This window comes from Rhizobium sp. BK619 (assembly GCF_014195245.1).
In the GTDB taxonomy this organism is placed as follows: Bacteria; Pseudomonadota; Alphaproteobacteria; order Rhizobiales; family Rhizobiaceae; genus Rhizobium; species Rhizobium acidisoli.
On record NZ_JACIBH010000005.1, the window covers coordinates 161,164 to 180,313 of the forward strand.

Consider the following 19,150-nt stretch of genomic DNA (forward strand, 5'->3'; position numbering starts at 1 on the left):
GAAACCCGTTGCAGCTTTGCGTTCCCAGTTCACAATGCTATAGCGCTCCTCATCACGTCACCCACCCGGGACGCTTGTCCCCTTCAAGCTCGAACGAGGCAGATACATGAACAAGATCAAGGTCGCCAATCCCGTCGCCGATCTCGACGGCGATGAAATGACGCGCATCATCTGGCAGCTTATCAAGGATAAGCTGATCCATCCGTATCTCGACCTCGATATCGATTATTTCGACCTCTCCGTGGAAAACCGCGACGCCACCAACGACCAGGTAACGGTCGATGCAGCTAACGCCATCAAGAAATACGGCGTCGGCATCAAGTGCGCGACGATCACGCCGGACGAAGCCCGCGTCAAGGAATTCAACCTCAAGGAAATGTGGAAGAGCCCGAACGGCACGATCCGCAACATCCTCGGCGGCGTCATCTTCCGCGAGCCGATCATTTGCAAAAACGTGCCGCGCCTGGTTCCCGGCTGGACGCAGCCGATCGTTGTCGGCCGTCACGCCTTCGGCGACCAGTACCGCGCGACCGATTTCAAATTCCCCGGCAAGGGCAAGCTGACGATCAAGTTCGTCGGTGAAGACGGCACCGTGATCGAAAGGGAAGTCTTCAACGCACCGGGCGCCGGCGTTGCCATGGCCATGTACAACCTCGACGAATCGATCCGCGAATTTGCCCGCGCCTCGATGATGTACGGCCTGATGCGCAAGTGGCCGGTGTATCTGTCGACCAAGAACACCATCCTCAAGGCCTATGACGGCCGCTTCAAAGACATCTTCGAGGAAGTCTACGAGACCGAATTCAAGGATCAGTTCAAGGAAGCCGGCATCACTTACGAACATCGCCTGATCGACGACATGGTGGCCTCGGCGCTCAAGTGGTCGGGCGGTTATGTCTGGGCCTGCAAGAACTATGACGGCGACGTCCAGTCCGACACCGTTGCCCAGGGCTTCGGTTCGCTCGGCCTGATGACCTCGGTTCTGCTGACGCCGGACGGCAAGACGGTCGAAGCCGAAGCCGCTCACGGCACGGTTACCCGCCACTACCGCCAGCACCAGAAGGGCCAGGAAACCTCGACGAACTCGATCGCCTCGATCTTCGCCTGGACCCGCGGCCTCGCTCACCGCGCCAAGCTCGACGACAATGCCGAACTGGCCCGCTTCGCCTCGACGCTCGAAAAGGTCTGCGTCGATACCGTCGAATCCGGCTTCATGACCAAGGACCTGGCACTCTTGATCGGCCCGGATCAGCCGTGGCTCTCCACCACCGCCTTCCTCGACAAGATCGACCAGAACCTGCAGAAGGCAATGGCGTAAGCCTGCCCTTTCGCGATAGCATTGAAACGGCGGGGATTTCCCCGCCGTTTTTATTTGGGAACGAACCGATGACCGCCATCCTGCGACCGCTTGAACCCTCCGACCGCACCGCCTGGGACCCCCTATGGGAAGCGTATCAGCGCTTCTACGAGGTGGTCATCCCGCCCGAAACCACGGATCTCACCTGGGCTCGCTTTCACGATCCCGACGAACCGATGCATGCGCTCGGCGCCTTCGGCGAAGACGGCCGCCTGGTCGGCATCGTCCATGCCATCTTTCACCGCTCCTGCTGGCTGCCGCAATGGACCTGCTACCTGCAGGATCTCTATGTCGAAAACAGCCAACGCGGCCTCGGCACCGGTGCCGCTCTGATCGATGCCGTCGCCGATCTGGCGCGCACAAACGGCGCCGGCAGGCTCTACTGGATGACGCACGAAACGAATGCAACGGCCCGGCGGCTTTACAACAAGATCGCCGAACGTTCGGGCTTCATCCAGTACCGCAAGGCTCTCTAAAGATCGGGGGTTGCACAAAGACCTTGCCGCCCTATTGATTCCGAGCGACGCAACAGGAGGAGGATGTCATGACCGAAGAATTGGTATTCTACACGAACCCGATGTCACGCGGCCGCATCGCGCGCTGGATGCTGGAGGAAATCGGTCAGCCCTACCGCACAGAGCTTCTGACCTTCGGTGAAGGCATGAAGGCGCCGGAATATCTGCGGGTCAACCCGATGGGCAAGGTGCCGGCGATCCGCCATGGCAACACCGTCGTCACCGAGTGCGCGGCGATCTGCGCCTATCTTGCCGAAACCTTCCCGGAAAAGGGGCTGGCCCCCAAACCGCAGGAGCGCGCCGCCTACTACCGCTGGATGTTCTTTGCCGCCGGTCCGCTGGAATCGGCAGTGACAATGAAGGCTCTGGGCTTCGACATTCCGACGGAGAAGTTGCGCATGGCCGGCTGCGGCGGCTTCGGCGACGTCATGAACACGCTTGAAATGGCCGTTTCCGGCTCGACCTATGTTGCCGGCGAGCGCTTCACCGCCGCCGACGTCTATGTCGGCTCACATGTCGGCTGGGGCCTCGGCTTCGGCAGCATCGAAAAACGCCAGGCCTTCGTCGATTATTTCGGCCGCATCAGCGAGCGCGAGGCCTATAAGCGCGCCAATGCGCTGGATGACGAGGCCGGCAAGACGATGCAGGCGGCCTGATCGTCACCGGCGCGGCTCTCACGTGACCGCGCCGGAATGTCAGCCCTCAGGCAAGCGGCATATGGATATCCGTCATCAACTCGGTCGGCGGCACGTCGCGCGGATTGTTGAGATATTCCTCGAACATGGCGCTGTCCTTCAGATGCCGTCCCGATTTGGGCAGCCATTCCGCATAAAGCCACTGATAGGCCTTGTGCATGTCGGCATAGGGGCCCTTGTGGCGCAGCACCGCATAGTCGCCGCCGTCGATGGTGCGCCGCTCGAACGGCGCTTCGGCCGGGACGTCAGCAGAGCCGGTGACGCAGGCGATCGAGCGCAGCTTTTCGGCCGGCACGATGTCGGGATCGTCGAGATAGACGCCGATCATCCGCATCTCGGGCCTGGCGAGGCCGCGGGCGTAAAGCGTGCCGAACAATGTTTCGAAGGCTTTGCCGATCTCCATATAGGAGCCGGTATGGGCGACACCGATCAGCTCCGTCGGTGCGATCTCACGTATGGTCACGTCGAACATGGCGTTGGTCTTTCCGTTAGGTAAGGGTTGGAAGGCTGTGTGGCTTCCCTCTTTCCGGTAGCGACCTGGCGGCATGCCGTAGACCGACTTGAAAATGCGCGTGAAGGATTGGAGATTGGGATAGCCTGATCGCTTTGCAATCTCGCCGACGGCAAGCTCCGTGCCGACGATCTCGCCCGCTGCGCGATGCAGCCGCAGCCGCTTGACGGTGGCCGCCAGCGTCTCGCCGTAAATCGCCCGGTAGATCCTGTGCCAGTGATAACTCGACAGGCAGGCGATCTCGGCAAGGCGCGCCATATCCAGCTCCTCGTCGAGGTGGTCGTGAATATAGGCCGAAACCCGTCTCAGACGGCTTTCATAAAGTGCCCATGCCGTTTCGCCATTCATGTCAAACCTCATGCAAATCGATCGACTGCAGAGAACCATATCCCGATTTGACAAATCCTGCTGACCTGCCGGATTCGTGCACCCAACAGGGGCCTCGAAGGACGAGGCTGGTGCTCCGGCATCACCCCGACCTCCCTCATTCCTGTGCTCGTCACAGGAATCCAGCCACGGCGCGTCCGCGCCGTGAACGAAGCAGTACCAAAAGAGAAAGATTCTTTCGCGCCCAAGGACTTGGGCGCACTGGATTCCTGTGACGAGCACAGGAATGAGGAAGGTCTGGGCGAACGCCGAGTAAAGAACGCTCACCAAAAGCTAAGGCGGGAGCCAAGCTTCCGCCTTAGGAATGAACCGATAGTTCAGCCGGCGAGTGCTGCTGCAACAGCCTCAAGCGCCTCATCAGCCTTGGCGCCATCCGGGCCGCCGGCCTGGGCCATGTCGGGGCGGCCGCCGCCGCCCTTGCCGCCGAGGGCGGCCGAGGCGACGCGCACCAGATCGACAGCACTGAAACGATCGACGAGATCCGGCGTCACCGCGACGACGGCGCTCGCCTTGCCATCGTCGGACACGCCGATCAGCGTGACGACGCCGGAGCCGATGCTGGTCTTGCCGTCATCGGCAAGCCCTTTGAGGTCCTTGGGATCGACGCCCGATATCGACTTGCCGAGGAACTTGACGCCGGCGACTTCGCGCACGGCATCGGCCGAGCCGCCCTGCCCGCCGCCCATGGCGAGTTTGCGCTTGGCATCGGCCAGTTCCTTTTCCAGCTTGCGGCGCTCGTCCATCAAGGCTTCGACACGCGATAGAACCTCCGAAGGCTGGACCTTCAGCGAGGCAGCCAGCGTCTTCACCCGATCATCCTGCTCGGCGAGATATTCGCGCGCCGATTCACCGGTCACCGCTTCGATGCGGCGAACCCCGGCGCCGACAGCACTTTCGCCGAGAACGCGGATCAGGCCGATCTGACCGGTGGCCGACACATGCGTGCCGCCACAAAGCTCGACCGAGTAAGGCTTGTTGCTCTTTGCCCCATGAACGCTGGTGCCCATCGAGACGACGCGCACTTCATCGCCGTACTTCTCGCCGAAGAGTGCCATGGCGCCTTCCTCGATGGCGTCATCAACGCTCATTAGCCGGGTCGTGACATGAGAATTCTGCAGCACGATCTCGTTGGCCATATCTTCGACGATCTTCAACTCCCCGGCCGACATCGGCTTCGGATGTGAAACGTCGAAACGCAGCCGCTCGGGCGCAACAAGCGAACCCTTCTGGGCGACATGGGTGCCGAGCACTTCGCGCAGCGCCTCATGTAGCAGGTGTGTTGCCGAGTGGTTGGCGCGCAGCCGCGAACGGCGAGCGTGATCGACGGTCAGGACAACCGCATCGCCAGCCTTGAATGCACCTTCGACAACGACGCCGGAATGCACGAAGAGGCCTTCACCCTTCTTCTGCGTGTCCGAGATCTCTATTCTGCCGTGGTCGGACGAGATGACGCCGGTATCGCCCATCTGACCGCCGGACTCGCCGTAGAACGGCGTCTGGTTCACGACGATCTGCACCTTGTCGCCGGCCTTGACCTCTTCGGCAACGGCGCCCTCCCTGACGATCGACTGCACGACGCCCTCAGCGGTTTCGGTGTCGTAACCCAGGAATTCGGTTGCGCCGTACTTCTCTCTAAGCTCGAACCAGATGGTTTCGGTTGCCTTCTCGCCGGAACCGGCCCAGTGCGAACGGGCTTCGGCCTTCTGGCGCTGCATGGCATCGGTGAAGCCGGAGATATCAACGCCGATCTCACGGGCACGCAGCGCATCCTGCGTCAGGTCGAGCGGGAAGCCATAGGTGTCGTAGAGCTTGAAGGCGGTCTCGCCATCCAGCATGTCGCCCTTGCCGAGATCTGTGGTCGCATCCGACAGCAGCGACAGGCCACGCTCCAGCGTCTTGCGGAAGCGGCCTTCTTCGAGTTTCAGCGTCTCCGAGATCAGTGCTTCGGCGCGCACGAGTTCCGGATAGGCGCGGCCCATCTCCTGCACCAGCGTCGGCAGCAGCTTGTACATCAGCGGCTCCTTGGCGCCGAGAAGCTGGGCGTGCCGCATGGCGCGGCGCATGATACGACGCAGCACATAGCCGCGGCCTTCATTCGACGGCAGCACGCCGTCGGCGATCAGGAAGGCCGAGGAGCGCAGATGGTCGGCGATGACGCGGTGGCTGGCGCTGCCCTTGGCCTTGGCGCCCATCGTCTCTTCGATGGCGCCGATCAGTGTGCGGAACAGGTCCGTGTCGAAGACGCTCTGAACGCCTTGCAGAATGCAGGCCATGCGCTCCAGACCCATGCCGGTATCGATCGACGGACGCGGCAACGGGTTGCGAACGCCAGGCTCCGTTTGCTCGAACTGCATGAAAACGAGGTTCCAGAATTCCAGGAACCGGTCGCCATCTTCCTCAGGCGAGCCGGGAGGGCCGCCCCAGACGTTCTCGCCCTGGTCAATGAAGATTTCAGAGCAGGGGCCGCAGGGGCCAGTATCGCCCATCTGCCAGAAATTGTCGGAGGTCGGGATGCGGATGATCTTGTCGTCGGAGAAGCCGGCGATCTTCTTCCACAGCGTTGCCGCTTCCTCGTCTTCGGAATAGACGGTGACCAGCAGGCGATGTTTCGGCAGGTCGAAACCTTCGGTGACGAGCTTCCAGGCAAGCTCGATCGCATTCTCCTTGAAATAGTCGCCGAACGAGAAGTTGCCGAGCATTTCGAAGAAGGTCAGGTGCCGGGCAGTATAGCCGACATTGTCGAGGTCATTATGCTTGCCGCCGGCGCGCACGCATTTCTGCGAAGTCGTCGCCGTCGAATAAGGACGTTTCTCCAGGCCGGTGAAGACGTTCTTGAACTGCACCATGCCGGCATTGGTGAACATCAACGTCGGGTCGTTGCGCGGCACGAGCGGGCTCGACGAGACGATCTCATGACCGTTCTTCTTGAAATAGTCGAGGAATGTCGACCGGATATCGTTCACACCGCTCATGCTATGCCCTTCAATGCTGCCGGAGGCAGGTAAATCTAAATCCATCGGCTTTTAACGTTCACCTCCGCCACTGTCCAGCAGACAAACAAAACCGGCCGCATTCTGATCAGGGAATGCAGCCGGCTTGGATTTTCTAAGAGACTGGCAGAAAACCGATCGCGAAATCACATTTCCGCGGCAGCATCGCCATCGTCTGGGTCCGGTCCGCCGTTCTGCAGGAAGCGGTCGGCGATCAGGCCGGCATTCTGGCGCAGCGACAGTTCGATCTCGCGGGCAAGATCCGGATTGTCGCGCAGGAAGGTCTTGGCGTTTTCGCGGCCCTGGCCGAGACGCTGGCTGTTATAGGAGAACCAGGCACCGGATTTCTCGACGATGCCGGCCTTGACGCCGAGATCAACCAGTTCGCCGGTCTTGGAAACGCCCTCGCCATACATGATGTCGAATTCCACCTGCTTGAAGGGTGGCGCCATCTTGTTCTTGACGACTTTGACGCGGGTCTGGTTGCCGATCACCTCTTCGCGCTCCTTGACCGCGCCGATCCGGCGGATGTCGAGGCGAACGGAAGCGTAAAACTTCAGCGCATTGCCGCCGGTTGTTGTCTCAGGCGAACCGAACATGACGCCGATCTTCATGCGGATCTGGTTGATGAAGATCACCATGGTGTTCGACTTGGAAATCGAAGCGGTGAGCTTGCGCAGCGCCTGGCTCATCAGGCGCGCCTGCAGGCCGGGCAGGCTGTCGCCCATCTCGCCTTCGATTTCGGCGCGCGGCGTCAGTGCGGCGACCGAGTCGACAACCAGAACATCGACGGCACCGGAGCGCACCAGCGTGTCGGTGATTTCCAGCGCCTGCTCGCCGGTGTCGGGCTGCGAGATCAGAAGGTTCTGCAGATCGACGCCAAGCTTGCGGGCATAGACCGGATCGAGCGCATGCTCGGCATCGACGAAGGCGCAGATGCCGCCCTTCTTCTGCGCTTCGGCAATGGTCTGCAGCGCAAGCGTCGTCTTACCCGAGCTTTCCGGCCCGTAAATTTCGATGATTCGGCCCCTCGGCAGACCACCGACGCCAAGTGCGATATCGAGGCCAAGCGAGCCGGTCGAAATCGTCTCGATCTCGACAACATTCTCGTTGGAGCCGAGTTTCATGATCGAGCCCTTGCCGAACGACCGCTCTATCTGTGAGAGTGCCGCTTCAAGCGCTTTGCTTTTGTCCACCGATTTGTCCTCTACCAGCCGCAATGAATTCTGAGACATTCGATCCACCTTTAGGTTATTGAAGCCGCCCAAGCAATGTCGAGTTTGTACCCTATTTGTTCTACTCTCGCAATAGGCGATCAAACAATTGAAAGAAAAAGGTAAAACGACCCGTGTTCTATTTTTGTTTTATCAATGCAAAGCAACGGCTTAGACCTGAAATGCCGATACCCGCGCAAGAGAGCCCATCGCATCGATTCGCGTTTCGGGCATCAAGAGAGTGGCTGCAATGAGCGGAAAGATTCTCGTGCTCGGCGGTGCCCATATCGATAGACGCGGCCGCATCTCCGGCGAGACGGCGCCTGGCGCCAGCAATCCCGGCACCTGGTTCGAGGAGCCGGGCGGCGGCGGCTTCAATGCAGCCCGCAATCTCGCAAGGCTTGGTTTTCAGGTGACGATGATCTCGCCGCGCGGCGGCGATCCGATGGGCGAGATGGTCGGCGAAGCCGCCGATTTCGCCGGCATCGACGACCGGCCTTTTGTCTTCCTCGACCGCAAGACCCCGAGCTATACCGCGATCATCGAGAAGGACGGCAATCTGGTCATCGCCCTTGCCGACATGGATCTCTACCGCTTCTTCGTGCCGCGGCGCCTCTCCATCCGCTGGGTACGGGAGGCCTTCGCCGCCCATGATCTCATCCTTTTCGACGCCAACCTGCCGGAAGAAACGATTGCGGCGATCGTCGCCAAGGCGCATTCCCTGGCAAAGCCGGTCGCGGCGATTGCCATTTCGCCGGCCAAGGTCGTCAGGCTGAAACCGTGCATCGGGGATATCGACTACCTGTTCCTGAATGAGGCCGAGGCCGCCGCCCTTGCCGGTGAGCAGCCGGAAGACGCTGCCGGCTGGCCGCCGCTTCTGAACGAGCTCGGCATCAGGAACGCCGTCGTCACCCGCGGCCGCCGTGAGCTCGTGGCGCTTTGCGAGGGCCGCGCCGTGACGCTGCAGCCGCCGGTCGCCGACACGGTCGCCGATGTCACCGGAGCCGGCGATTCTCTTGCGGCCGGCACCCTCGCCGCCCTGATGGCCGGCCTGCCGCTCGAAGAGGCGGTTCGCCACGGCACGGCCGCCGCCACGCTCACCGTGCAGTCGCGGCACGCCGTCAACGAAAATCTGACGCCGGATCTCTTGAATGCTGCGCTTGCCCTTGTTCCCAAGGTCAGAATTCTGCATTGAAGCGGCTAAATTGAAGTTCAACATGATGTCGTCCGAAAACCGCTGAGACTTTCGGCATCATGCTCTATCGACGACAGGATAAGATCATGACCAAGCCCATTTCCCCTCTTCTGCCGATCGCCTATTCGAAGGAGGTCGCCAGCGCCAAGCAGCGTGGCGCGCCGCTGGTGGCGCTGGAATCGACCATCATCACCCATGGCATGCCCTATCCCGGCAATATCGAGATGGCCCGCAGCGTCGAGACGATCATTCGCGAACAGGGTGCGGTGCCGGCGACCATCGCCGTCGTTCACGGCACGCTGCATATCGGCCTTGAAGCCGGCGAACTGGAGCAGCTTGCCAAGGCGACCGAGGTGATGAAGGTGTCGCGCGCCGATCTCGCCTTCGCGATCGCCGAGCGTCGCACCGGCGCCACCACGGTCGCCGCGACGATGATTGCCGCCGCCCGTGCCGGCATCCGCGTTTTTGCCACAGGCGGCATCGGCGGCGTGCACCGCGGCGCCGAGGAAAGCTTCGACATATCAGCCGATCTCGAGGAATTGGCCCGCACCGGCGTCATCGTCGTCTGCGCCGGCGCCAAGGCGATCCTCGACATTCCGAAGACGCTGGAAGTGCTGGAAACCCGCGGCGTTCCCGTCGTCACCTATGAGAGCGAAGAATTCCCGGCCTTCTGGTCACGCGCCTCGGGCATCCGCAGCCCGCTGTCGCTGAACAGCCCGGCCGCCATCGCCAACTTCCAGACGGTGCGCGAACAGCTCGGCATCGACGGCGGCATGCTCATTGCCAACCCGGTGCCCGAAGCCGACGAGATCGCCCGCGAGGAGATGGAAATCTACATCGAGCGCGCACTCGACAGCGCCGAGCGCGACGAGATCACCGGCAAGGCGGTAACGCCCTATCTGCTCTCGACCATCTTCGATCTGACGGACGGCCAGAGCCTCAAGACCAATATCGCGCTGGTGGAGAACAATGCGCGGCTGGCGGCGGAGATTGCCGTGGCGCTTGGCGAGTAAGGGATGGGCGGGCTGTAATCGCCTTGGCAGATCGGGCGTGCCGTGCAAGCCCCCCTCTGCCCTGCCGGGCATCTCCCCCACAGGTGGGGAGATTGGCTGGGAGCACCGGTCTCCCCAAACAATTAGCATTGCAAACTGCACAACGTTAGCGATGGGCGAAGGTCAAGCCGAGAGTCAATCTCCCTCCTTGTGGGGGAGATGTCCGGCAGGACAGAGGGGGGTGCCCCACCGGACGCCCTATCCAAAATCGACCAAACCGTAACCGCTAACTATCCAGCGTCTCCTTGACCACAACAGCCAGCTGCTTCAGCGAAAACGGCTTCGGCAAAAACCCGAACTTTGACTCGGGCGGCAGGTTGCGGGCAAAGGCATCTTCGGCATAGCCGGAGACGAAGATGAATTTCATGTCGGGATAGGTCTTGCGCAGCTCGCGCAGCAGTGTCGGGCCGTCCATCTCAGGCATGACCACGTCGGAAACGACGATGTCGACCTTGCCGTCGAGCTCTTCCATGATGCTGAGCGCCTCGACGCCAGAACCCGCCTCGTGCACGGTATAACCGCGCGTTTCCAGCATGCGCTTGCCGCCACGGCGCACCGCCTCCTCGTCTTCGACGAGAAGGATGATCGCCGATCCCGTCAGGTCTTCCGGCTGCTGCGCCGTCGGCGCCTCCGGCCGCATGCCGATCTCGGCGACGGCGCTGTCGATCGCACCGGCTTCGGCGGCAACCGCCGGCTCCGGGATGTGGCGCGGCAGGAAGACCCGGAAGGTCGTGCCCTTGCCGACTTCGGATTCCGGCTGGATATAACCGCCCGACTGCTTGACGATGCCGTAGACCATGGCAAGGCCAAGTCCCGTGCCCTTGCCGACATCCTTGGTGGTGAAGAAGGGCTCGAAGATCTTGTCCATGATCTCAGGCGCGATACCAGTGCCGTTATCGGCGACTTCGATCAGCACCATGTCCTCGGCCGGCATGTAGGAATAGTTGAAGGCCGAGACTTCGGCAGCCGTCAGGTTTCGGGTGCGCAGCGTCAGCGTGCCGCCCTCGGGCATCGCATCGCGCGCATTGACGCAGAGATTGATCAGCACCTGTTCGAATTGCGAAAGATCGGTTTTGACGGGCCAGAGGTCGCGGCCATATTGCACGTCGAGCTTGACGTTGGTGCCGGAGAGCAGCCGGTCGACCAGCATGCGCAGGTCGCCGACGACATCGGTGAGGTTGAGCACCGAAGGCCGCATCGTCTGCTTGCGCGAGAAGGCGAGCAGCTGGCGCACTAGCACCGCGGCGCGGTTGGCGTTGCGCTTGATTTCCATCAGGTCGGCAAAGCTCGCATCGGCCGGCCGCGCCTGCAACAGCAGATGGTCGGAGGAAAGCAGGATCGCCGTCAGCACGTTGTTGAAATCATGCGCGATGCCGCCGGCAAGCGTGCCGACGGCATTCATCTTCTGCGTCTGCGCCATCTGCGCTTCCAGCGCCTTCTGCTCGGTCACCTCGACGGCATAGACGATCGCCGCTTCTTCTGGCGCCTCGTCGCTCTGGTCGATGACGGCATTGACGTAGAAGCGGAAATAGCGCGCCTCGTCGGTCGGCGTGCGGGTATCGAGGGGCGCGATATCGCCTTGCCGGTCCTTGGCCGCCGCCAGCGCCTCGGCGAGCTGCGGCCGGTCGCTTTCCTGGACGATGGTTTCGAGATGCGGCGCCTTTTCGAGGTCGTCGCGCGAGACGACGCCGGAGAACAGCTTCAGGAACGGCGCGTTGGTCCGCAGGATCCGCCCTTCGCCATCCACCGAGGCGATCGCCATCGGCGTGTTGTTGAAGAAGCGGGTGAAACGCATGGCGGCGGCCGAAGCGGACTGGCCGCCGGCCTCGCTCTTTTCACGCCCCAGCACGATCGTCCGGCTCTCGCCAGGCGCGCCGTCGCGCATCGACGTGACGCTGTGGATGATCTGCACCGGCAGGCTCTGGCCGTTGGTCTTGCGCAGGTCGAGATCGAGCGTCACCGTCTTCTTCAGGCCGGGTTCGGCCTGCACCGACTGGATCAGCGCCAGCCCCTCACCCGCCACCACGTCGCCGATCGTCATCGAGCCGGGCACGAATTTGGTGAGATCGAGGCCCAGCCACTCGGCAAGCGTGGCGTTCAGATAGAAGATCTCGCCCTTCCTGCCGGCGGAGAAGAAACCGGCCGGCGCATGGTCGAGATAGTCGATCGCGTTCTGCAATTCCTTGAAGAAGCGCTCCTGGTCGTCGCGCTCGGTGGTGATATCGGTGATCTGCCAGATCTGCAGCGGCTTGCCGCCGTTTTCCTCCGGCTGCAGCAGCCGCGCCTTCAGCCGATACCAATGGGCGCCGGAGCTGTTGCTGCCAGGCCCGACGGCGCGCAACAGGCGGAATTCCTCCCGGCCTTCCTTGCCCTCGCGCAGGCCGTTGACCAGTCGATAGAGCGCCTCGTTCGATTCGCGGTGGCGCGACAGCAGGGTTTCCAGCGTCTGCACCTCGGTCGCCTTGCGTGCGCCGGTCAGCGCGCCATAGGCGGCATTGGCATAGATGATCCTGCCCTTTTCGTCGGTGATCAGCGTGCCGTCGGGATGGCTGTTGAGGAAGGCGCGCGCCAGGCTGTCGGACTGGCGCTGCGGCATCACCTCGATGAAGCCGATGACCGAGGATACCAGGAAGAAGATGCCGACCATGGCAAGCACGCCGAGACCGCCGAGCACGATCTCATTGTCGAGCGATCTCTTGAAGACGACGAAGCCGCCGGCGGCTGCAATCAGCACAAGGGCCAGCAGAAGAATGCGCAAAACCGTGCCAGAACGCCCCCCACGATCCACAAGCGGTGCGTTATAATCGTCGGCCTGACGCGGTTTCGTCATGTATTCCTCACATAAGCCCTCCAGCTTCGTAGCACGAACACGAAGCGGGAATCAGGCACTCTTTCCTTCTTAGCAATTTGCCGCGTCGGCAAAAACACCGGCGGCCGGCAAGACTGCTTGAATTCACAGGCAACAGCGCCATCTGCCCCTGAACCCTGTCGCGGCCACCCTGCGAAAGATCGCCGAGCACCCAAGCATCGAAACACGAAATCGCGTTCTCCCGTGACTGGACAGCACCGGCGGCCCTTGCCTAAGGAACGGAAAAGTCGTCAATATGTGCCGAATATGAAATGGAGTAAGTGATTATGTTGGATGATGTTGTCGGAGCTTATGGCAGCCGTTTTCTGCTTGCCGCCGGTGGCGTCGGTCTGGCGCTTCTCCTGCTCATCCTCGTGCTCTGGGTGATCCGCAGCCGGGCGCCCTCGCCCTTCGTGCGCGGCGGCCGCAACCGCCAGCCCCGTCTGCAGGTTCTGGATGCCGCCGCTGTCGATGCCCGCCGCCGGCTGGTGCTGGTGCGCCGCGACGACGTCGAGCATCTGATCATGATCGGCGGCCCGAGCGATATCGTCATCGAAAGCCGTATCCTGCCCGCTGCCGCCGGACAGCCGGAAACCGCCGACCGTCCGCAACCGGTCGAACAGCGTCCAGTATCACCCCTGGCGCGCCCGGAAACGCCACCGGTTTCTCCGCCCCGCGCCGCAGTTGCGGCTCCGGTCGCACCGCCTGCCCCCGCCCGCGTCGAGCCAGCCGCCGAGCCTTCCTTCTCCGCACCGGTTTCGCCGGAGCCGCGCCCGCGCCCCGAACCGCAGGCCCAGCCGGCCGTGGCACCGCCGGTGGCAACAAGCCCTCTTCCGGCAAACCCGGTAACAGTGCCCCTGTCGGCCGAACGCGACATTCCTCCGCCTGCCCCGCCCCAGCCGCGCCCGCCGGAGCGTCCCGTTGCTCCCCCGGTCGCGCCCGCAGCATTCCACGATACCGCAAGTGCGGCCGAGATCCTCGATGCCGCCCGCCAGCGCGTGCTGCCGCAGCAGCGCATCGAACCCGAGATCTCCGCCCCGCCTGCCCACGACATGCCGGCCGCCGCCCGCGCAGCCCCCGGCCCAGCCGAGGACGATGCGGCTGCGCGATCGGCAGCGGCGACCCGCCATGATTTCCAGCGGGTGCTGGAAGAGGAAATGTCGAACAATCTGACGGCTGAACGCATCGTGCCGGCGCCGGCAAACCAGGCCCCGCGCCAAGCCATACCGCAGCCGCAACCGAGCAACCTGCCGCGCCGCGATCCCGACCTCGCCCCGATCACCGGCGCCGATACGGAACTGCAGAAGGAAGTTGCCCGCATCTTCGGCGAAATGAGCGTCAATCGCGACAAATGAGGGCAAAGACGCCCGCGTTCACGCTGGGTTGCCACACCTTCTCTTTCACCATGAAGTTGCACAAAAGCCGCATACCGCGGCTTTTTCAGTGTGCTGATGTCTCGGGCCTCCCCATCATACCGATCATTTGCTATCGGGGTGAAGAGCGTTGGCGCATCCGAGGTTGCATTTTGCCTAAGTAAACACCGGTCTCACTCCAGTTTCACCCGTACTGCCGCCTAGCGACATGCTGGCGGCATGCGACCATGTTCATCGGGTGGTGGCGAGAGACCGGTTTGGCATTGTTCCAATGTGCCATGTGCAGCTCCGCTGTCTCAGCTCTTCAGCCGTCCACAACATCGCCACACCGCGCCCGCAAGGGTTTTCTCATGCACCATCTCGACGGACTTCCGAACGGAAGACCAAGACGATATGTGCAAGACGCTTCGGGTCCGATGGACCATTATTCCCAAGACAGCTCCCCAGCCCTGGATCGCATGTGGCGGATGCGGAGGCCTGAGAGCCTTCGCATGCAGCGGCAAGATTCGGCTCAACGCCAACGGCCGCAAGCTGGATGCCTGGCTTATCTACAAATGCCTGACCTGCGAAAGGACATGGAACCGGCCTATATTCGAGCGCCGCAATGTCCGCGACATCGATCCTGCGGTCCTTGACGCGCTGCAATCCAACGATCCGGACTGGATCCGGGCCGAGGCCTTCAACCTCGATGCTCTACGACACAAATCGCTGCGTGTGGACGAGTTTGCCGAGTTTGAAATCACCAAGGAGATGCGGCACGAAACCGAAAATTGGACGACATTGGCAATCGAACTGACGGTCCCGGTCCCAACGAGCACACGCCTCGACCGCCTGCTGGCCTCGGAGCTGAAGCTTTCACGCTCGAGGCTGCAGGCTCTTCATGCTGAAGGCATGGTTCGGACGGATCCTGAGAAAGCGGGCATCCTGAGACGCCGACTGAGGAACGGCACCCTTGTCACAATCGACATCTCCATGGAGGCCGAGCGAGAGCAATCGTGGAAAGCTCTGGCGACAGGCATTTGTGCAGCGGAGCAGTGATAAACGAACAAGCGCCGCTATCCGATCGCGGCGCTTGTTCTGCTCTCATCTCTGCATGAAAACCGTTATTCGTCGCGATAGACTTTTTCGCGGCGTTCGTGGCGCTCCTGCGCCTCGATCGACAGCGTCGCGATCGGGCGGGCGTCGAGACGCTTGAGGCCGATCGGTTCGCCGGTTTCCTCGCAATAGCCGTAAGTACCGTCTTCGATGCGCTGCAGTGCCGCGTCGATCTTGGAAATCAGCTTTCTCTGCCGATCACGGGCGCGAAGTTCGATCGCCCGGTCGGTTTCCGACGACGCCCGGTCGGCGAGGTCGGGATGGTTTGCGCTTTCCTCGGCCAGGTGGTCGAGGGTTTCGCGCGCTTCTCGAAGGATATCATTTCTCCATGCAACCAGCTTGGTCCTGAAGTAGGCACGCTGGTTTACGTTCATGAACTCTTCCTCTTCCGAGGGAACGTAATTGCTAAGATCGATCTTCTCACTCAACGCGATTCTCCTGAAGAACATCTCATCTGGGCGGGTGTATATCCCAAGCGCTAGCCGCGATTCAAGCCAAATACGACAGGTAAACAGATTTTTAAATCTGTTACAATTTTAGGCTAACGATCTATTTTGTCATGGTTATTCCGGCTACCGTTTTCTTCTTCGCCTTCAAAACGCCGTGTTGTCAGCCACGTTTTGCGCCGTTGCGGCATGGCTGGCGATTGACGGCGGCCAAGCGCAACCGCTACTGAAAAGACCCGCCCGATCCTGGATTTGCCCATGACCGTACCGCTGCCTCCGCCGAACCGCATCTATCTCCTGCGTCATGCCGAGGCGGCCTGGGCCGAACCCGGCCAACGCGATTTCGACCGGCCGCTCAATGAAAAAGGCTTCGGCGATGCCGAGATCATTGCCGACAAAGCCGCCGACAAGGGCTACCGTCCCGATCTACTGATCAGTTCGACGGCGCTGCGCTGCCGCGGCACCGCCGATGCGGTCCATCGGGCGATGGGCCTCACGCTCGACCTGCGTTACGTCGACGCGCTCTATAACGCCACGGTCGACAACTATCTCGAAATCGTCGATTCGCAGGAAGAGGCGGCCGTCATGCTGGTCGGCCATAATCCAACCATGGAGCAGACGCTGGAAGTGCTGATCGGCCATGAAGCGATGGTCAGCGCCCTTCCCGGCGGCTTCCCGACGGCTGGCCTTGCCGTCGTCGATTACGACGCTGCCGCCGGCGGCTGGCGTCTCACCGATTTCGTGGTCGTCTGAAAGCTTTCGCGCCGCGTCTTTTTCAGGCGGCGCGCCCTTCCTATATTGCCGGCAGTCACCAACCGGATTAGCGCCTTGCCGCCACGCCTCACATCCTTTGCCGACGACGCCCGTATCGCCTTCGACAATCTCGCCGATCGGGCAAGCGGCCTCGTCAATCCGACCGTCCGGCTCGGTGTTACCGGTCTCTCCCGCTCCGGCAAGACGGTCTTCATCTCATCGCTGGTGCACAATCTCCTGCATGGCGGCCGCCTGCCGCTGTTCGAGCCGGTGCAGTCCGGCCGTGTCTCGGCGGTGCGGCTGGAACCGCAGCCCGACGATGCCGTGCCGCGCTTCCAGTACGAGGATCATATCCGCGCGCTGGTGAAGGATCGTATCTGGCCGGATTCGACCCGCGCCATCTCAGAGCTGCGCATCACGCTGGATTATCAGAGCGCCAGCGGCTGGAACCGGCTGTTTTCGCCCGGCCGGCTGTCGATCGATATCGTCGATTATCCCGGCGAATGGCTGCTCGACCTGCCGCTGCTCGGCAAGGATTACCGCACCTTCAGTGAGGAGACGATTGCGCTGGCGAAAACCGGCGTCCGCTCCGAACTGTCGCGCGGATGGCTGGCGCTGACGCATGCCGCCGATATTCAGGCCGGCGCCGACGAGATGATCGCCCGTGACCTCGCCACCGCCTTCGCCGACTATCTCAAGGCCTGCAAGGCCGACGAACGCTCGCTCTCCACCCTGCCGCCCGGCCGCCTGCTGCTGCCCGGCGATCTCGACGGCTCGCCGGCGCTGACCTTCGCGCCGCTGGCCTTGCCGGCGGACGGCCGTCCCGATCGCGGCTCGCTCTGGACGATGATGGAGCGGCGCTACGAGGCCTATAAATCCGTCGTCGTCAAACCCTTCTTCCGCGAGCATTTCGCCCGCCTCGACCGACAGATCGTGCTGGTCGATGCTTTGCAGGCGATGAACCGTGGCCCCGAAGCCGTCCAGGATCTGGAACGCGCGCTGACCGATGTGCTCGCTTGTTTTCGCCCCGGCACCAATTCGCTGCTCTCCTCGCTGCTCGGGCGGCGCATCGACCGCGTGCTGGTCGCCGCCACCAAGGCCGATCATCTCCACCATGAAAGCCACGACCGGCTCGATGCGCTGACCCGCCGCCTGGTCGATCGCGCCATCGACCGCATCGGCATGGCGGGCGCCGGCATCGACGTCATGGCGCTGGCCTCGGTGCGCGCCACCCGCGAGGCATCGGTCAAGCGCGACGGCCATGACCTGCCTGTCATCGTCGGCACGCCCATGGAAGGCGAAACCATCGCCGGCGAGCGTTTCGACGGCCAGAGAAAGACCGCGATCTTTCCCGGCGACCTGCCGGCGGATCCAGAAAGCCTGTTCGACCGCATCGCCGCGGGCGAGAGCGGCCTGCGGCTGCCCGATGTCAATGTCGTCAGGTTCCGTCCGCCGCAGCTCGAGGAAACCGGCGGCGGCATCAAGCTGTCGGTGCCGCATATCCGCCTCGACCGCGCCATGCAGTTCCTGTTCGGAGATCGTCTCGCATGAGCAAGCCCCCCTCCGATCCGCCACGCCGCCCGCCCGCGGCTTTTACCTATGAGGACGAGGCCGCCGAGCACCATGACAACGGCCGCCAGGGGGAGCAGCGGCGCAAGCCGGAAAGCTTCTCCGAAAACATCGTCGTGACGGCGGATGAGGACGATCCCTTCCTCAATCCCGACAAGGATCTGAGCGCGGTGCCCGTGGCAACGCCGCTGAGACGCCGAACCTCCTTCGGCAAGATCGCCGCCGGCGCCTTCGGCATTCTGCTGTCGCTTGGCATCGGCCTCTGGACCGACAGCCTGATCCGCGATCTCTTCACCCGCGCCGACTGGTTGGGTTATCTGGCCCTTGCCGTGCTCGCGGTCGGCATCCTCGCCGTGCTTGCCCTCGTCATCCGCGAGACGTCAGGCATGATGCGCCTTGCCGCCGTCCAGGCGATCAAGGCCGAGGCGGAAGCCGCGATGGTCGAAACCCGGCCGGCGAAGGCGCGCGCCGTCGTCGCCCGCCTCGTCACGCTGCTTTCGGCCAATCCCGAGACATCGAAGGGCCGCGCCACGCTGAAGGCAACGGAAGGCGAGGTCATCGATCCCCCGCATCTGATTGCGCTCGCCGAACGGGAATTGCTGACGCCGCTCGACCGCAAGGCCCGTGCCCTGATCGTCAATGCCTCAAAGCGCGTCTCGCTCGTCACCGCCGTCAGCCCGCGCGCAGTGGTCGACCTGCTCTATGTGCTCTATGAGGCCGTGCGCCTCATCCGCGCCATGGCAGAGCTTTACGGCGGTCGTCCCGGCACGCTCGGCATGTTCCGCCTGCTGCGCGACGTGCTGGCGCATCTGGCCGTCACCGGCTCGATCGCCGTCGGCGACAGCCTCGTCCAGCAGGTGCTCGGCCATGGGCTGGCCTCCAAGCTCTCGGCCCGGCTCGGCGAAGGCGTCATCAACGGCCTGATGACCGCCCGCATTGGAATCGCGGCGATGGATCTCTGCCGCCCGCTCGCCTTCCATGCCCTGAAGCGGCCGGGAATCGGCGATTTTATCGGCGATCTCACGCCCTCCATGTCGCCGCGCGGCAACACTCCCTGAGAGACAGGGCAATTCCGCAGCCCTTGCCATCCCTAACGTAATGTTGGCGAAATTACAGCAAATTCAAGACTATAACGACGATATACTGAAAT

15 protein-coding genes are annotated in these 19,150 nt (G+C 62.5%); 10 read left to right on the plus strand and 5 right to left on the minus strand.

Going from position 1 to position 19,150, the window contains the following annotated elements; translation table 11 throughout:
- Nucleotides 1-106 precede the first annotated feature (106 nt).
- From FHX14_RS11120 to FHX14_RS11130, 3 genes are all read left to right on the plus strand, one after another.
- Entirely contained in the window at nucleotides 107-1,318 is a 1,212-nt protein-coding gene (locus tag FHX14_RS11120; RefSeq protein ID WP_184377132.1) for an NADP-dependent isocitrate dehydrogenase, read from the plus strand.
- Between the two features lie 68 nt (nucleotides 1,319-1,386).
- Nucleotides 1,387-1,833, plus strand: a complete 447-nt coding sequence (locus FHX14_RS11125; protein WP_184377133.1) for a GNAT family N-acetyltransferase — start codon at nucleotides 1,387-1,389, stop codon at nucleotides 1,831-1,833.
- 68 nt (nucleotides 1,834-1,901) lie between these two features.
- Complete coding sequence (locus FHX14_RS11130; protein ID WP_184377134.1) at nucleotides 1,902-2,528, plus strand: glutathione S-transferase family protein; 627 nt, start codon at nucleotides 1,902-1,904, stop codon at nucleotides 2,526-2,528.
- Between the two features lie 46 nt (nucleotides 2,529-2,574).
- Here the strand turns inward: FHX14_RS11130 and FHX14_RS11135 are convergent, their stop codons facing one another.
- The 3 genes from FHX14_RS11135 to recA all read right to left on the minus strand — a co-directional run bounded on the left by FHX14_RS11135 (nucleotide 2,575) and on the right by recA (nucleotide 7,690).
- On the minus strand, nucleotides 2,575-3,426 hold the full coding sequence (locus tag FHX14_RS11135; RefSeq protein WP_184377135.1) for an AraC family transcriptional regulator: 852 nt from the start codon (nucleotides 3,424-3,426) through the stop codon (nucleotides 2,575-2,577).
- Between the two features lie 356 nt (nucleotides 3,427-3,782).
- Nucleotides 3,783-6,437 carry an alanine--tRNA ligase gene (gene alaS, locus FHX14_RS11140; RefSeq protein ID WP_184377136.1) on the minus strand — a complete coding sequence of 885 codons (2,655 nt, stop codon included), beginning with the start codon at nucleotides 6,435-6,437 and terminating at the stop codon, nucleotides 3,783-3,785.
- Nucleotides 6,438-6,601: 164 nt separating this feature from the next.
- The gene (recA, locus tag FHX14_RS11145; protein ID WP_003586201.1) at nucleotides 6,602-7,690 is read right to left on the minus strand and encodes a recombinase RecA; all 1,089 of its coding nucleotides are present in this window, start codon (nucleotides 7,688-7,690) and stop codon (nucleotides 6,602-6,604) included.
- A gap of 229 nt (nucleotides 7,691-7,919) precedes the next feature.
- Between recA and FHX14_RS11150 the strand changes: the two genes are divergently transcribed.
- Nucleotides 7,920-8,864 (plus strand): carbohydrate kinase family protein, encoded by a 945-nt coding sequence (locus FHX14_RS11150; protein ID WP_184377137.1) that lies wholly within the window; start codon nucleotides 7,920-7,922, stop codon nucleotides 8,862-8,864.
- 86 nt (nucleotides 8,865-8,950) lie between these two features.
- Complete coding sequence (locus FHX14_RS11155; protein WP_184377138.1) at nucleotides 8,951-9,877, plus strand: pseudouridine-5'-phosphate glycosidase; 927 nt, start codon at nucleotides 8,951-8,953, stop codon at nucleotides 9,875-9,877.
- A 265-nt stretch (nucleotides 9,878-10,142) separates the two neighbouring features.
- On the opposite strand, the gene FHX14_RS11160 is transcribed toward FHX14_RS11155, so the two are convergent.
- The gene (locus tag FHX14_RS11160; protein WP_184377139.1) at nucleotides 10,143-12,746 is read right to left on the minus strand and encodes a PAS domain-containing sensor histidine kinase; all 2,604 of its coding nucleotides are present in this window, start codon (nucleotides 12,744-12,746) and stop codon (nucleotides 10,143-10,145) included.
- A gap of 305 nt (nucleotides 12,747-13,051) precedes the next feature.
- On the opposite strand from FHX14_RS11160, the gene FHX14_RS11165 reads away from it, so the two are divergent.
- Nucleotides 13,052-14,119 (plus strand): flagellar biosynthetic protein FliO, encoded by a 1,068-nt coding sequence (locus FHX14_RS11165; RefSeq protein ID WP_184377140.1) that lies wholly within the window; start codon nucleotides 13,052-13,054, stop codon nucleotides 14,117-14,119.
- A gap of 291 nt (nucleotides 14,120-14,410) precedes the next feature.
- Nucleotides 14,411-15,175, plus strand: a complete 765-nt coding sequence (locus tag FHX14_RS11170) for a DUF1062 domain-containing protein (protein WP_080518704.1) — start codon at nucleotides 14,411-14,413, stop codon at nucleotides 15,173-15,175.
- 65 nt (nucleotides 15,176-15,240) lie between these two features.
- On the opposite strand, the gene dksA is transcribed toward FHX14_RS11170, so the two are convergent.
- The gene (gene dksA / locus FHX14_RS11175) at nucleotides 15,241-15,660 is read right to left on the minus strand and encodes an RNA polymerase-binding protein DksA (RefSeq protein WP_003569003.1); all 420 of its coding nucleotides are present in this window, start codon (nucleotides 15,658-15,660) and stop codon (nucleotides 15,241-15,243) included.
- Between the two features lie 276 nt (nucleotides 15,661-15,936).
- On the opposite strand from dksA, the gene FHX14_RS11180 reads away from it, so the two are divergent.
- The 3 genes from FHX14_RS11180 to FHX14_RS11190 all read left to right on the plus strand — a co-directional run bounded on the left by FHX14_RS11180 (nucleotide 15,937) and on the right by FHX14_RS11190 (nucleotide 19,058).
- Entirely contained in the window at nucleotides 15,937-16,431 is a 495-nt protein-coding gene (locus FHX14_RS11180; RefSeq protein WP_184377141.1) for a histidine phosphatase family protein, read from the plus strand.
- A gap of 75 nt (nucleotides 16,432-16,506) precedes the next feature.
- On the plus strand, nucleotides 16,507-17,982 hold the full coding sequence (locus FHX14_RS11185; protein WP_003586187.1) for a YcjX family protein: 1,476 nt from the start codon (nucleotides 16,507-16,509) through the stop codon (nucleotides 17,980-17,982).
- Nucleotides 17,979-19,058, plus strand: a complete 1,080-nt coding sequence (locus FHX14_RS11190; protein ID WP_184377142.1) for a TIGR01620 family protein — start codon at nucleotides 17,979-17,981, stop codon at nucleotides 19,056-19,058. The genes FHX14_RS11185 and FHX14_RS11190 overlap by 4 nt, the downstream gene beginning before the upstream one ends.
- Nucleotides 19,059-19,150: the final 92 nt, after the last annotated feature.

Excerpts from the sequence above, each read along its gene's own strand:
- FHX14_RS11120 (WP_184377132.1), top strand. The coding sequence starts at position 107 with ATGAACAAGATCAAGGTCGCCAATCCCGTCGCCGATCTCGACGGCGAT.
- FHX14_RS11125 (WP_184377133.1), top strand. The coding sequence starts at position 1,387 with ATGACCGCCATCCTGCGACCGCTTGAACCCTCCGACCGCACCGCCTGG.
- FHX14_RS11130 (WP_184377134.1), top strand. The coding sequence starts at position 1,902 with ATGACCGAAGAATTGGTATTCTACACGAACCCGATGTCACGCGGCCGC.
- FHX14_RS11135 (WP_184377135.1), bottom strand. The coding sequence starts at position 3,426 with ATGAATGGCGAAACGGCATGGGCACTTTATGAAAGCCGTCTGAGACGG.
- alaS (WP_184377136.1), bottom strand. The coding sequence starts at position 6,437 with ATGAGCGGTGTGAACGATATCCGGTCGACATTCCTCGACTATTTCAAG.
- recA (WP_003586201.1), bottom strand. The coding sequence starts at position 7,690 with ATGTCTCAGAATTCATTGCGGCTGGTAGAGGACAAATCGGTGGACAAA.
- FHX14_RS11150 (WP_184377137.1), top strand. The coding sequence starts at position 7,920 with ATGAGCGGAAAGATTCTCGTGCTCGGCGGTGCCCATATCGATAGACGC.
- FHX14_RS11155 (WP_184377138.1), top strand. The coding sequence starts at position 8,951 with ATGACCAAGCCCATTTCCCCTCTTCTGCCGATCGCCTATTCGAAGGAG.
- FHX14_RS11160 (WP_184377139.1), bottom strand. The coding sequence starts at position 12,746 with ATGACGAAACCGCGTCAGGCCGACGATTATAACGCACCGCTTGTGGAT.
- FHX14_RS11165 (WP_184377140.1), top strand. The coding sequence starts at position 13,052 with ATGTTGGATGATGTTGTCGGAGCTTATGGCAGCCGTTTTCTGCTTGCC.
- FHX14_RS11180 (WP_184377141.1), top strand. The coding sequence starts at position 15,937 with ATGACCGTACCGCTGCCTCCGCCGAACCGCATCTATCTCCTGCGTCAT.
- FHX14_RS11190 (WP_184377142.1), top strand. The coding sequence starts at position 17,979 with ATGAGCAAGCCCCCCTCCGATCCGCCACGCCGCCCGCCCGCGGCTTTT.